Raw genomic sequence first — 13,187 nt, 5'->3', positions numbered from 1 at the left:
GCAATCTGCGCGCCATGACCACACCCGCCCCCGACAAGCCCCGCCTCTTTCCCGGCATCCGCATCGAGGCGGCCGAGCTGCGGCTGGTGCGACTGCCGCTGCTGACGCCCTTCGTGATCTCGACCGGCACCGTGACCGAGAAGCTGTTCCCGCTGCTGACGCTGCGGGCCGAGGGGCTGGAAGGCCATGCCGAGGGCGTCATGGACCCGCTGCCCGACTACCTGGAGGAAACGCTGCCCGCCGCCCTGCCCTTCCTGCGCCAGGCGGTGCTGCCGCAGGTCGTGGGCCAGCGTTTCGAGAGCCCGGCGCAGCTGGCCCCGATCCTGGACCCCTGGCGCGGGCACCGGATGGCCAAGGCCATGGTCGAGATGGCGGTCTGGGACCTGTGGGCCAAGGCGCTGGACCTGCCGCTTTGCGCGGCACTGGGCGGCGTGCGCGAGACGGTCGAGGTCGGCGTCAGCCTGGGCATCACCGACATTCCCGCGACGCTCGACCGCGTGCGCGCGGCGCTGGAGGCCGGCTATCGCCGCGTCAAGCTTAAGATCCGGCGCGGCCACGACCTGGCGCTGCTGGCCGCCGTCCGGGCCGAATTTCCGGACGCGAAGCTGACGGTGGACGCGAATACCGACTACGGGCTGGGCGACCTGCCGCTGCTGAAATCCATGGACCGGTTCGGGCTGGACTATATCGAGCAGCCGCTGGCCTTCGACGACATCCAGGACCATGCGAAGCTGCAAGCGCAGATGCTGACCGCGATCTGCCTGGACGAAAGCATCCGCTCGGCCACCGATGCGCGGCAGGCGCTGACAGCCGATGCGGCGCGGGTGGTCAACATCAAGGTCGGCCGCGTCGGCGGCTTCGGTCCCGCCCGCGCCATCCACGACCTTTGCGCGGCCTTCGGCGTGCCGGTCTGGTGCGGCGGCATGCTGGAATCCGGCATCGGCCGGGCGCAGAACATCCACCTGGCGACGCTGCCGAATTTCACCAAGCCCGGCGACACTTCCTCGGCCAGCCGCTATTTCCGCCGCGACATCGTCGAGCAGCCGCTCGAAGCCGAGGCCGGGCTGATGGCGGTGCCGCGCCACGGGCCGGGGTTGGGGGTGACCCTGGACCGCGCCTATCTCGCCACCGTCAGCGACGCGCCCGAATTTTTCCGATGAGCGATCCCGTCATCCGCGAACTGGACGGCCTGGCCGAGCTGAAGCGGTCCGAAGACCTGCAACGCATCGTCTGGGGCCCGGACGATCCGGCCGACAATGCCGATCTGATGCTGGCCATCCAGCACGAGGGCGGTCTGGTCGCCGGCGCCTTCGACGGCGCGCATATGCTGGGATTCCTGTTCGCCTTCCCCTCGGCCACGCCGGGGGTGCAGCATTCGCACCGGCTGGCGGTGCTGCCGCAGGCGCGCGGGCTGCGGTTGGGGCTGCGGCTGAAATGGTTCCAACGCGACTGGTGCCTGGCCCGCGGCATCCGCCATGTGCGCTGGACCTACGACCCGCTGCGCGCGGTGAACGCGGGGCTGAACGTGGGCGCGCTGGGGGGCGTCTCGGACACCTACCTGCCGGATTATTACGGCGCCATGCCGGGGATCAACGCCGGCCTGCCCTCGGACCGGCTGCTGCTGGACTGGCCGCTGGACAGCCCGGGCGTCGCCGCGCGCGCCGCCGGGCGGGCGCCGCCCGAGACGGCGGTCGCGCAGCGGGTGCCGATCCCGCGCGATCTGGACGCGCTGCTGCGCGAGGCGCCCGAGGCGGCGCTGCAGGCGCGGCTGGCCCTGCGCGACGTCCTGACCGCCGGTTTTGCCGGCGGATTGCGGATCACCGGCTTCGACACGCAGGCCTGCGCCTATCTGCTGGGCTAGCGGAAGCGGTAGAGATCGGCGTCGGGGTCGCGGCGGCCGTCGATGCGCCGGGCCACGACCTCGGCGGCGATGACGGAATAGGTGATGCCGTTGCCGCCGAAACCCATCACCGCCAGGCTGCGCTTGCAGCCCGGCACCGCGTCGATGATCGGCAAGCCGTCGTCGCTGTCGCCGAAAGCCGCGGCCCAGGCATAGGCGGGACGGAAGCGGATGCCGGTCAGCCGGCGCAGCTTGCGGGCGATCTCGGCGGCGTTGCGGCGCAGCTTCGCCGGGTCTTCATGCGCGCCGGAGGTGTCCTCGTCCTCGCCGCCGGCGATGATCCGGCCGGTGGGGGTCGAGCGGAAATACAGGTAGGGGTCCGACGCCTCCCAGACCAGGAAATCCTTGAGCCAAGGCGGCTGCGCCACGCCGTCCTCGGAGGCGATGGCCCAGGTCGAGATGATGCGGTGATGCGGCGAGACCATCTGCGGCAGGAACTCGTAGCCGGTGCAGAAGACCGCATGGCCCGCGACCACGACCTGCCCAGCGGCCGAGGCCAGCGCCACCCCGTCTGCAAGCTCGGCGAAATCGGCGACCTCGAAGGGCGAGACGATCTCGGCCCCGCGTTCCTGCGCCACCCGCAGCAGCGCCGCGGTCAGCTGGCCCGGATTGGCCGAGGCCGAGGCGGGCGAGACGATGGCGCCGGTGCGGTCGATGCCGAATTCCGCCATCAGCCGCTGCCGGTTCAGGAATTCGGCCGGGATGCCGGCGGCGGCGCGGGCCTCGGCCTCGGCCTCCAGGGCGCGAAAGCCCATCTCGTCCCCGGCCAGATACAGCGCCCGCTTGCGCTGCATCTGGCAGTCCAGCCCCAGCCGGCGCGACAACCGCAGCAGCGTCTCGACCGCCTGGACCGAACGCCGCCAGGCCCGCGCCGCCTTGTCCGGGCCGATCTGCCGGCCCAGCCGCGACAGCGGCACGTCGATCTCGTGCTGGATCATCGCGGTCGAGGCCAGCGTCGAGCCGCGCAGCGGCGGCCGGCGGTCTAGGATCAGCACCCGCCGCTTGCGCCGGGTCAGCCGTTCGGCCAGCAGGGCGGCGGAAATGCCGGTGCCGACGATCACCACGTCCCAGCGCCGGGCCGAGGGCGCGGCCAGATGCGCGGCCGAGATATGCGGCGTCTCGGCCCAGAACGGGCGGCCGCTGCGCAGGTCGCGCTTGAGGGTGCGTCGCGACGGGGTCATCGGCGTTCCGCCCAGACCATTTCGTCGCCGGGAAGCGCGGGCGAACGATACAGCCCCTCGGAGCCGCGGCCGTCGCGGGTCAGCACCGACAGCCCGCCGTTGGGCTCCAGGATGGCGAATTTCACCTGCGCCAGGTCCTCGACCCCGGCCTGCCGCAGCTTGCTGTAGAGCTCGTCCATGCCGATGCCCTGCCGCACCAGGCGGTCGTCGTGGACCTGTCCGTCGGTGATGACGATGCGCGGCCGACCCTCGAACAGCCGCGACATGAACTTCGAGGACAGGATCGCCTTGTCCAGCGCCTTATTGTAGACCGAGACAAGCAGGATGGCGAACATGGCCGGCAGCAGCGGCACGTCGTCGTAGAACAGCGAATCGCCCACCGCCGAGCCGATGGCGATCACCAGCAGGAATTCGACGATGGACAGCTGCGCCACCGTGCGCCCGCCCAGCCAGCGCATCAGCATCAGCGTATAGAAATAGACGATGGTGGTGCGGAACAGGATTTCCAGCGCAAAGCTGAAATCCTGATCGTGCATCAGGATGCGGCGAAGTTCCTCGAGCATGGCGACTGTCCCCTGCCCCGCATGGTGCGGGACCCAGTCGGAAACGCCACAGCACCGGGGGCGGGTTCCATGCCGCCCCCGCGCTTTAATCCAGGTCGCGCAACCGGGAATAGGCGGCGCGATGCCGGGCGTGGCGCGCGGCATAGGCCTCGGCCAGCGCCGGATCGGGGGCGATCTCGGCACGGATGGCGGGGCGGGCGAAGACGCGTTGCGAGCGGTCGCCGGTCACGCAGGCCGCCGCCAGCTTCGCCGCGCCGAAGGCGGCGCCGAAATCGCCGTCCTCGGGTTCCAGCAGCACCAGCCCGGTGGCCGAAGCGATGATCCGCAGCCATTCCCGCGACCGCGCGCCGCCGCCGACGGCATAGGCGGCCTCAAGCTCGGTGCCGGCCTTGCGCAGGGCGTGGACGCAATCGGCAAAGGCCATGGCCACGCCCTCCATCACCGCCTGCGCCAGTTCGGGCAGGCCGTGGCTGCGGCGCAGGCCCAGGAAGGCGGCAGTGGCGTCCGGGTCGTTCAGCGGCGTGCGCTCGCCCGAGAGATAGGGCAGGAAGGTCACCGGCGACGGCGCCGTCACCCCGGCGACCAGCGCCGCGAGTTCGGGCACCGAGCGGCCGGTGATTTCGCACAGCCAGGCCATGCTGTCGGTGGCGGACAGGATCACCCCCATCTGGTGCCAGGTGTCCGGCACCGCGTGGCAGAAGGTATGCACCGCCTCGGCCGTGTTCGGCGCATAGGATTCGGTCGCGGCGAACAGCACGCCCGAGGTGCCCAGCGACAAAAAGCCGGTGCCGGGCGTCATCACCCCCATGCCGCAGGCGGTCGCGGCATTGTCGCCGCCGCCGCCCGCCACCGGCACGCGCGGGATGCCCCAGCGGTCCGCCAGATCGGCGCGCAGATGGCCGGACACATCGCTGCCCTCGACCAGCGCCGGCATCTGGGCGCGCGTCAGCCCGGTCGCGGCCAGCAGCTCGTCCGACCAGTCGCGGCGCTCCACGTCCAGCCACAGCGTCCCGGCCGCGTCGGACATCTCTGCCACATGCCCGCCGGTCAGCCACAGCCGCAGGTAATCCTTGGGCAGCAGCACCTTGGCCGTCTTTTCAAAGAGCTCCGGCTCGTTTTGCTGCACCCACAGCAGCTTGGGCGCGGTGAAGCCCGCCATGACCAGATTGCCGGCGATGCCGCGGAAATCGGCCCGCGCCTCCAGTTCGGCGCATTGCGGGCCCGAGCGGCCGTCGTTCCACAGGATGCAGGGCCGCAGCACCCGATCCGAGGCGTCCAGCAGCACCGCGCCATGCATATGCCCCGACAGGCCGATGCCCCGCAACCGCGCCATCTGGTCGGGATGGGCGCGCAGCAACGCCTCGATCACCGAATCGCAGCCGGCGATCCAGTCGGCCGGGTCCTGCTCGGACCAGCCGGGATGGGGGCGGCTGACGGTCAGCGGGGCGTGGGCCACCCCCAGCACGGCGAAATCCTGGCCCAGCAGCATGGCCTTGATGCCCGAGGTCCCGAGGTCGATGCCCAGATACATGGCGCTTACTCCGGCATCACGATCTGCAGCTTCACGTCGGTCTCGCGCGCCTCCACGGCGCGGTCGAAGCCGGCGATGCTGTCCGCGAAGGGGATCGAGGCCGAGATCAGCGGCCGCAGGTTCACCTTGCCCGAGGCGATCAGCGCGATGGCGCGGTCGTAGACATTGGCATAGCGAAAGACGGTCTCGACCCGCAGTTCCTTGGCCTGAAGCCCGACGATATCGACCGGCACCGGATCGACCGGCATGCCGACCAGCACAATGGCGCCGCCCGGCCGGGCCAACTGGTGCATCGACAGGATCGCCGGCGCCGCGCCCGAGCATTCGAAGACGATGTCGGCGCCCCAGCCCTCGGTCGCCTCGGCCACGGCTTCGGCGAGGGGACGGTTGCGGATGTTCACCGTCTGAATGCCGTCATAGGCGCCGATGATGTCCAGCTTGGGCTGGGCCAGGTCGGCGACCACGACCTTGGCGCAACCGCCGGCCAGCGCGGCCAGCGCCACCATCATGCCGATGGGGCCGGCGCCGGTGACGACCGCGATGTCGCCCGGCTGGATGCGCGCGCGCAGGGCCGCCTGCATGCCGATGGCAAAGGGCTCGACCATGGCGCCCTCGGCGAAGCTGACGGTGTCGGGCAGCTTGTAGGTGAAGGCGGCCGGATGGATCACCTCGGGCGTCAGGCAGCCGTGCACCGGCGGCGTCGCCCAGAAGGTCACGGCCGGATCGACGTTGTAGATGCCCAGTTTTGAGGCGCGCGAGGTCGGGTCGGGAATCCCCGGCTCCATGCAGACGCGGTCGCCGGGCTGCAGGTGCCGGACCTCTTCGCCGACCTCGATCACCGTGCCCGAGGCCTCGTGCCCCAGCACCATCGGCTGACGGACCACGAAATGGCCGATCTTGCCATGGGTGTAATAATGCACGTCCGAGCCGCAGATGCCGACCGTATGTGTGCGGATGCGCACGTCCCGCGGCCCCATCACCCCGGGAACGTCGAACTCCCGCAGCGACAGACGGCCCTTTTCCTCAAGCACCAATGCCTTCATCGCCTCATCCCTTTCCGATCGCCGACCCCAGCGGGTGGGCTTTTGCCCGAACTTCGGGCAAACCTATCAGATACGGCGGCGGAACGCCATGCGGCGCGGCGGGCGGGCCGTTACTTCATCAGCCTTTCCTTGACCATCGGTCCGACGGCGCCGAAGTCCATCTGGCCGGCGTGGCGGTTGCGCAGCTCGGCCATGACCCGGCCCATGTCGCGGATGCTTTCCGCGCCCAGGTCGGCGATGGCCTTGTCGATGGCGGCGCGGGTCTCGTCTGCGTCCAGCTGGCGCGGCAGGTAGGACTGGATCACCCTAATCTCGTCCAGCTCGCGCTCGGCCAGTTCCAGCCTGCCGCCCTCTTCATAGGCCTTGGCGGATTCCTGGCGCTGCTTGACCATCTTCGACAGGATCGCGGTCAATTCGGCCTCGCCCAGTTCGGCCTCGTCGCCGCCCTCGGTCCGGGCGGCGATCTCGCGGTCCTTCATCGCGGCCGAGATCAGCCGCAGCGTCGACAGCCGCGCCGTCTCCTTGGCCTTCATCGCGTCCTTGGTGTCGGCCAGAATGCGTTCGCGCAGTCCCATGTGTTCCTCGCTGGATTGGTTCGGCAGCGCGGATGCCCCGCCTGGTCCCCGGCGTCAACCTGGGCCCGGCGCCAAAGTTCCGCAAGCCCCCGTTCCCGCCTTGACGCCCGCACCCCCTTTCCCTAGGTTCCCGCCGATTTACCCGGAGAGTCGACGATGCCCCAGAAGCCCACCGCCTGTCTTGCGCTTGCCGACGGCACCGTTTTCTACGGCCAGGGCTTCGGCGCGGCCGGCGAGGTGGTGGCCGAGCTGGTCTTCAACACCGCCATGACCGGCTATCAGGAGATCATGACCGATCCCTCCTACGCCAGCCAGATCGTCACCTTCACCTTCCCCCATATCGGCAACACCGGCGTCACCGAACAGGACGACGAGGCGGCCGACCCCGTCGCCTCGGGCATCGTGGTGAAATGGGACCCGACCGAGCCCTCGAACTGGCGCGCCACGGCCGAGCTGGTGGCGTGGATGGAAAAGCGCGGCCGCATCGGCATCGGCGGCATCGACACCCGCCGGCTGACCCGCGCCATCCGCCAGCAGGGCTCGCCCCATGTGGTGCTGGCCCATGATCCGCAGGGCGATTTCGACATCGCCGCCATGGTGGCGCGCGCCCGCGACTGGCAGGGGCTGGTCGGGCTCGACCTGGCGAAAGAGGTCAGCACGCGGCAAAGCTATCGCTGGGACCAGGGGCTGTGGGAATGGCCGGGCCAGTTCGGCTCCGTCCCCGAGCAGACGCCGTTCCGCGTCGTGGCGCTGGACTATGGCGCCAAGCGCAACATCCTGCGCTCGCTGGCGCAGAGCGGCGCCGAGGTCACGGTCCTGCCCGCCACCGCCTCCGCCGAAGAGGTGATGGCCCACGACCCCGAGGGCGTCTTCCTGTCGAACGGCCCGGGCGACCCGGCCGCGACCGGCGAATATGCCGTGCCGATGATCCGCGACCTACTGGAGAAGGACCTGCCGATATTCGGCATCTGCCTGGGTCACCAGATGCTGGCGCTGGCGCTTGGCGCCAAGACCATCAAGATGAACCACGGCCACCACGGCGCAAACCACCCCGTCAAGGACCTGGAATCCGGCAAGGTCGAGATCACCTCGATGAACCACGGTTTCGCGGTCGATGCCCAGACCCTGCCCGAGGGCGTCATCGAGACCCATGTCAGCCTGTTCGACGGCTCGAACTGCGGGCTGCGCATGGCGGAAAAGCCGGTGTTTTCGGTGCAGTACCACCCCGAGGCCAGCCCCGGCCCGCAGGACAGCGCCTATCTCTTCGACCGCTTCGCCGAGGCGATGCGCGCGCGCCGCGGCTGACGGCCCGCGGGGCGCGCCCGCGCGATTAACGGCTTCTTAACCCCGAGCATGCAACAGAGGGGCGAGGAACAGCCCAGGATCGGGAATCGCGCATGGCCGGCATCGCCCTTCTCAAACCCCGTCGTCCCGCGCCGGCACCCGCCGCGCCCGCGCCGCAGGATACGTTGGTCGCCCCCCGCGACCTGCGCCCGCTGGGCCAGATCCTGATCGAGGACGGCGCGGTCGATCCGCGCAACCTGCTTCGGGCCGTGGTCATGCGCCGCCGCCAGCAGGCCCGGCTGGGCGAGATCCTGCTGGCCAACGGCTGGGTCCAGGAAGAGGCCCTGACCCGCGCCCTGTCCCGGCAATGGCGCAGCAGCGTGCTGGACCTGGCCGCGCTGCCCCCGGACCCCCGGCTGGTCGATGCATTAGGGGCGCAATTCTGCCTGGCGCAGGGTCTGGTGCCCTGGCGCCGGGTCGGCGGCGTCACCTTCATCGCCACCGCGCGTCCGGATGAATTCGACGCCCTGCGCGACCGCATGCCCGCGGGCTTCGGCGCGGTGCGCATGTTGCTGTGTTCGGAAACCGCCGCCCGCGAAGCGATCATGGGCCTGCGCCGCACCGCGCTGATTCGCCAGGCCGAGACCCGCGTTCCCGCCACCGAAAGCTGCCGCACCCGCAACGAGCGGCGCTTCGGCCGGCTCGTCGTCGCATCGGTGGGGGCGGCGACGCTGGGGATGCTTTTGGCGCCCATCGCCGTGATCACGGCCCTGACGGTCTGGGCGGTGCTGACGCTGCTGGCCTCGGCCGCGCTGAAGCTGCTGTCGTTCCAGGCGATCCTGCGCCGCACCCATCAAGAGCGGCAAGAGGCCCGCGCCATGGCCCTCGGCGCGATCCCGCGCCCCGAAATGAAGGCGCCGCTGCCGGTGATCTCGGTCATGGTGCCGCTGTTCGCCGAGGCCAACATCGCCGACAAGCTGATCGGCCGGCTGTCGCAGCTGGATTACCCGCGCGAACTGATGGACATCCTGCTGGTGGTCGAGGACACGGACCGCGTCACCTGCGAGGCGCTGGAAACCGCACGCCTGCCGCGCTGGATGCGGGTGGTGAAGGTGCCCGACGGGCCGATCCGCACCAAGCCGCGGGCGTTGAACTATGCGCTGAACTTCTGCCGCGGCTCGATCATCGGGGTCTGGGACGCCGAGGATCGCCCCGAACCGGACCAGTTGCACAAGGTCGCGCGCGGCTTCCATTTCGCCGCCCCCGATGTGGTCTGCCTGCAGGGCGTGCTGGATTATTACAACCCGCGCACCAACTGGCTGGCCCGCGCCTTCACCATCGAATATGCGTCCTGGTTCCGCGGCACGCTGGCCGGCGCGGCGGCGCTGGACCTGGTGGTGCCGCTGGGCGGCACGACGCTGTTCTTCCGCCGCGACAAGCTGGAAGAGGTCGGCGCCTGGGACGCCTGGAACGTGACCGAAGACGCCGATCTGGGCGTGCGTCTGACCCGGCGGGGCTATCGCACGCAGATGCTGGACACGGTCACGCATGAAGAGGCGAATTGCCGGCTGCTCCCCTGGGTCAAGCAGCGCTCGCGCTGGCTCAAGGGCTTCGCCATGACCTGGGGCGTGCACATGCGCGACCCTGTGGCGCTGTGGCGCGACCTGGGCACGCGGCGCTTCCTGGGATTGCAGGTGCAGCTTTTCGCCTCGCTGTCGCAATATCTGCTGGCGCCGGTGCTGTGGAGCTTCTGGCTGCTCAGCCTCGGCCTGCCGCATCCGATGCGCGGCGTGCTGTCGGGGATGCTGGGCGGCAACGCCATCGCCATTCTGTTCACGCTTTTCGTGCTGTCCGAGATCCTGAACATCGCCGTCGGCCTTTGGGCCGTGCGCGGTCCCCGGCACCGCCACCTGCTGCCCTGGGTGCCGATGCTGCACCTGTATTTCCCGCTGGGCTGCCTGGCCGCCTGGAAGGCGATCTACGAGGTGGTGGCGAAACCCTTCTACTGGGACAAGACCCAGCACGGCATCTTCGAGGCCGGGCCCGAAGACACGCCTGTCGCGACGCCCGCCGCTGCTGCCGCTCTGGTGCCGCTGCGCGAGGCGCTGGACGCCCCGCTTGCGGCGACGGGCAAGACCGCGGCCCGCGCGCCGGCCATCCCTCTCGGCGACACCGCGCAGCTGCCCCTGTTGGGCAAGATCGGCTGAGCTTGCCCGCGGTCTATTCCGCCCGCGCCTGCGCCGCGGCTTGCGCAGCTTCGGCACCGGCTTCCCCGCCCCCCTCGGCGATGGCCGCATCTATGATGGTGCCGGTGATCTCGGCAGTCTCGGCCAGGCGGGCGGCCAACTGGTCCAGGGTCTCGCATCCGGTCTCGCGCAGCAGGAAAGCCTGGCCGCCCTTGCCGAGGTTCTGCATGTCCAGCGGCCGTTCCGTCAGCAGGCGTCCGGCGCATTGCAGGTTCCACAGGAACCGCCGGGCCGCGGCAAGCGTCTCGGCCAGATCGCGCGCGATCAGCCCGGCGCGCGGCCCGGCCCGCAACTGCGCGGGCGTCGCCCGGGCCGGCACGGCCGCACGCAGCGCGAAACTCTGCGCCAGCAGTTCGATGTCCTGCAACCGGCCGCGGCCGGTCTTGGCCTCCCAGGCGCCATCCGAAGCCTTGGCGGCAAAGATCCGCGCCCGCATCTCGGCCAGGTCGGGCAGGACACGGGCATCGCCGCCGCGCGCCGCCAGAACCTCGACGCGCAGCGCCTCGACCTCTTGCGCCAGCGACTGGGCATCCGCGCCGCAGGTGCCGATGACGCGGGCCCGGGTCAGGGCCAGATGTTCCCAGGTCCAGGCCTCGGTCAGCTGGTAGTCGCGGAAGCTCTGCACCGAGGTCGCCACCGGCCCCTGCCGCCCCGAGGGACGCAGCCGCATGTCGACCTCGTAGAGCCGCCCGGCCGAGGTCGGCGCCGAGATCGCCGTGATCGTCGCCTGGGTCAGCCGCGCATAATACGCCCGCGTCGCCAGCGGCTTCGGTCCCTCGGAGGCGTCCTGCCCCGCCGCGTCGTAGATCACGATCAGGTCCAGGTCCGAGCCGGCATTCAACTGCCGCGCCCCCAGCGAACCCATGCCCAGCACCACCGCGCCGCGCCCGGGCGGCGGCCCGTGCCGGCGGGCGAAATCGGCGGCGACCACCGGAAACAGCGCCGCGACCGCCGCATCGGCGATGTCGGCATATTGCGCCCCGGCCTCTTCGGCGCCGATGAGGGCGCGCAGGTGATGGACGCCGGTGCGGAATTGCCATTCATGCGCCCAGCGCCGGGCCGCATCCAGCGCCCGCTCGTAGCCGCCGTCGGGCGCGGCCAGCACATGCGCCAGCATCGCCTCCAGCTGCCGGCGCAGATCCTCTGCCCCCGGCCATTCCGAGAAGAAGCTGCCGCCCAGCACCGCGTCCAGCACCTCGGGGTGGCGCGCCAGATAGGCGGCGAGGCCCGGCGCCGTGGCGCAGATGTCCACGATCAGGTCGATCAGCTGCGGATTGGCCTCGAAGAGCGAAAAGAGCTGCACGCCTGCAGGCAGCCGCGACAGGAAGGCATCGAACCGGGCCAGAGCCTCATCGCTGTGGGCGGCCGCGGTCAGCCGGGTCAGCAGCTCCGGCTCGATGCGGGCGAAAACCTCGCGGCCGCGCGCCGAACGCAGCGCCGGGTAGCTGCGCCAGCCGTCGACCAGCGCCTGCGCCTCCGAAGACAGCTGCGGCCGCTCGCGCTGCTCGCCGGGGGCGAAGAAATCGCCGGTCAGCGCCTCGACCCGCTGCAGCCGCGCGGCCAGCCGCGCCGACCAGGCGGCGGTGTCGGGCGCGCCCATCATGCGGGCGATGGTGTCGATGCTCTCGGGCGCGACCGGCAGCGAATGGGTCTGGGCGTCGTTCACCATCTGGATGCGATGCTCGATCTCGCGGTGTTCGCGATAGTGATCGGTCAGCTCGGCCGCGACCTCGGACGGCACCCAGCCCTTTTCGGCCAGTCGGGCCAGCCCCTCGACCGTGCCGCGCACCCGCAGGTCCGGGTCGCGCCCACCCGCGATCAGCTGCCGGGTCTGGGTGAAGAACTCGATCTCGCGGATGCCGCCCTGGCCCAGCTTCATGTTGTGGCCGGGCACCTCGATGCGGCCGTGCAGCCCCTTGTGGTCGCGGATGCGCAGCCGCATGTCATGCGCGTCCTGAATGGTGGCGAAATCCAGGTGGCGGCGCCAGACGAAGGGATCGAGTTCGCGCAGGAAACGCGCGCCGGCAGCCAGATCGCCGCCGCAGGGCCGGGCCTTGATATAGGCGCTGCGTTCCCAGGTGCGGCCCTCGGCCTCGTAATAGGCCAGCGCGCCCGAGATCGGCACGCAGACCGGCGTGACCGAGGCATCCGGCCGCAACCGCAGGTCGGTGCGGAAGACATAGCCCTGGTCGGTGTTGTCCGAAATCGTCGCCGCCGCCTTGCGGGTGGCGCGGATCAGGCTGGCGCGGGCCTCGTGCTGATCGTCGCGGTCATAGGCGCTGTCGTCGTAAAGCACGATCAGGTCGATGTCCGAGGAATAGTTCAACTCGCCCGCGCCCATCTTGCCCATGGCCAGCGCGACGATGCCGCCGGCATCGGCCGCGGTCGGGGGCAGCTTGCCGCGCGCGGCCTCGGCCGCGACATGGGCCCGCAGCGCCAGGTCGGTGGCCCGGTCGGCCAGCTCGGTCAGCGCCCCGGTCACCTGCTCCAGCCGCCAGACACCGCCCAGATCGGCCAGCGCCGCCCACAGCGCCACCCGGCGCTTGGCCCGGCGCAGCGCCGGGCCAAGCTGGTCGGGCGTCAACGTCTCGAAGCCGGCGGTCTCGCGCGCGACGACATCCTCATGCGCCAGGGCGTCGGGCAGCCAGCCGGCCTCGCGCTCGATCAGGCCGGCAAGATAGGGGCTGCATCCGGCGGTGCCGCGGATCAGATCGCCCAGGCGCGGGTCGGCGATGCCGGTGGCCTGCAGGGCGGACTGGCCGCGGGCCGGGTCGGCGGGGATCGGAAGGCGGGTGATGCGGGCGGCGAAATCCATGGCCGCAGCCTAGCCGCAGCCGGCGCCGCGTCAATGCCGCGCGGGCCGG

The 13,187-nt window shown here is 70.7% G+C and carries 10 protein-coding genes; 4 read left to right on the top strand and 6 right to left on the bottom strand.

Translation table 11 applies throughout. The features are described 5' to 3' along the window. Positions 1-14: 14 nt before the first annotated feature. Both menC and JCM7685_RS04780 read left to right on the top strand, forming a co-directional pair. Positions 15-1,160 (top strand): o-succinylbenzoate synthase, encoded by a 1,146-nt coding sequence (menC, locus tag JCM7685_RS04785; RefSeq protein WP_074965985.1) that lies wholly within the window; start codon positions 15-17, stop codon positions 1,158-1,160. After that, complete coding sequence (locus JCM7685_RS04780) at positions 1,157-1,861, top strand: GNAT family N-acetyltransferase (protein WP_074965760.1); 705 nt, start codon at positions 1,157-1,159, stop codon at positions 1,859-1,861. Before menC ends, JCM7685_RS04780 begins: the two co-directional genes overlap by 4 nt. On the opposite strand, the gene JCM7685_RS04775 is transcribed toward JCM7685_RS04780, so the two are convergent. From JCM7685_RS04775 to JCM7685_RS04755, 5 genes are all read right to left on the bottom strand, one after another. Next, positions 1,858-3,081 carry an NAD(P)/FAD-dependent oxidoreductase gene (locus tag JCM7685_RS04775; protein ID WP_074965759.1) on the bottom strand — a complete coding sequence of 408 codons (1,224 nt, stop codon included), beginning with the start codon at positions 3,079-3,081 and terminating at the stop codon, positions 1,858-1,860. The genes JCM7685_RS04780 and JCM7685_RS04775 overlap by 4 nt on opposite strands. Continuing rightward, on the bottom strand, positions 3,078-3,644 hold the full coding sequence (locus JCM7685_RS04770; RefSeq protein WP_074965758.1) for a DUF421 domain-containing protein: 567 nt from the start codon (positions 3,642-3,644) through the stop codon (positions 3,078-3,080). Before JCM7685_RS04770 ends, JCM7685_RS04775 begins: the two co-directional genes overlap by 4 nt. A gap of 85 nt (positions 3,645-3,729) precedes the next feature. Continuing rightward, entirely contained in the window at positions 3,730-5,175 is a 1,446-nt protein-coding gene (xylB, locus tag JCM7685_RS04765; protein WP_074965757.1) for a xylulokinase, read from the bottom strand. 5 nt (positions 5,176-5,180) lie between these two features. Then, complete coding sequence (locus JCM7685_RS04760) at positions 5,181-6,218, bottom strand: NAD(P)-dependent alcohol dehydrogenase (protein ID WP_074965756.1); 1,038 nt, start codon at positions 6,216-6,218, stop codon at positions 5,181-5,183. A gap of 110 nt (positions 6,219-6,328) precedes the next feature. Continuing rightward, positions 6,329-6,793: a GatB/YqeY domain-containing protein gene (locus tag JCM7685_RS04755; protein WP_074965755.1), complete on the bottom strand. Its 465-nt coding sequence runs from the start codon at positions 6,791-6,793 to the stop codon at positions 6,329-6,331. Between the two features lie 156 nt (positions 6,794-6,949). Between JCM7685_RS04755 and carA the strand changes: the two genes are divergently transcribed. Beyond that, complete coding sequence (gene carA / locus JCM7685_RS04750) at positions 6,950-8,098, top strand: glutamine-hydrolyzing carbamoyl-phosphate synthase small subunit (RefSeq protein WP_074965754.1); 1,149 nt, start codon at positions 6,950-6,952, stop codon at positions 8,096-8,098. A 92-nt stretch (positions 8,099-8,190) separates the two neighbouring features. Continuing rightward, the gene (locus tag JCM7685_RS04745; RefSeq protein WP_074965753.1) at positions 8,191-10,284 is read left to right on the top strand and encodes a glycosyltransferase family 2 protein; all 2,094 of its coding nucleotides are present in this window, start codon (positions 8,191-8,193) and stop codon (positions 10,282-10,284) included. 13 nt (positions 10,285-10,297) lie between these two features. Here JCM7685_RS04745 and JCM7685_RS04740 read toward each other — a convergent pair whose 3' ends face one another. Beyond that, a complete protein-coding gene (locus JCM7685_RS04740) occupies positions 10,298-13,138 on the bottom strand; it encodes a [protein-PII] uridylyltransferase family protein (protein WP_074965752.1) in 2,841 nt (946 codons plus the stop codon). Between the last annotated feature and the right edge of the window lie 49 nt (positions 13,139-13,187).

This window comes from Paracoccus aminovorans, assembly GCF_900005615.1.
GTDB classification, from domain to species: Bacteria; Pseudomonadota; Alphaproteobacteria; order Rhodobacterales; family Rhodobacteraceae; genus Paracoccus; species Paracoccus aminovorans.
Note: the sequence above shows the minus strand (reverse complement) of the source record. Positions and strands in the feature narration are given on the sequence as shown.

Excerpts from the sequence above, each read along its gene's own strand:
- JCM7685_RS04745 (WP_074965753.1), top strand. The coding sequence starts at position 8,191 with ATGGCCGGCATCGCCCTTCTCAAACCCCGTCGTCCCGCGCCGGCACCC.
- menC (WP_074965985.1), top strand. The coding sequence starts at position 15 with ATGACCACACCCGCCCCCGACAAGCCCCGCCTCTTTCCCGGCATCCGC.
- JCM7685_RS04755 (WP_074965755.1), bottom strand. The coding sequence starts at position 6,793 with ATGGGACTGCGCGAACGCATTCTGGCCGACACCAAGGACGCGATGAAG.
- JCM7685_RS04780 (WP_074965760.1), top strand. The coding sequence starts at position 1,157 with ATGAGCGATCCCGTCATCCGCGAACTGGACGGCCTGGCCGAGCTGAAG.
- JCM7685_RS04760 (WP_074965756.1), bottom strand. The coding sequence starts at position 6,218 with ATGAAGGCATTGGTGCTTGAGGAAAAGGGCCGTCTGTCGCTGCGGGAG.
- JCM7685_RS04740 (WP_074965752.1), bottom strand. The coding sequence starts at position 13,138 with ATGGATTTCGCCGCCCGCATCACCCGCCTTCCGATCCCCGCCGACCCG.
- carA (WP_074965754.1), top strand. The coding sequence starts at position 6,950 with ATGCCCCAGAAGCCCACCGCCTGTCTTGCGCTTGCCGACGGCACCGTT.
- JCM7685_RS04775 (WP_074965759.1), bottom strand. The coding sequence starts at position 3,081 with ATGACCCCGTCGCGACGCACCCTCAAGCGCGACCTGCGCAGCGGCCGC.
- xylB (WP_074965757.1), bottom strand. The coding sequence starts at position 5,175 with ATGTATCTGGGCATCGACCTCGGGACCTCGGGCATCAAGGCCATGCTG.
- JCM7685_RS04770 (WP_074965758.1), bottom strand. The coding sequence starts at position 3,644 with ATGCTCGAGGAACTTCGCCGCATCCTGATGCACGATCAGGATTTCAGC.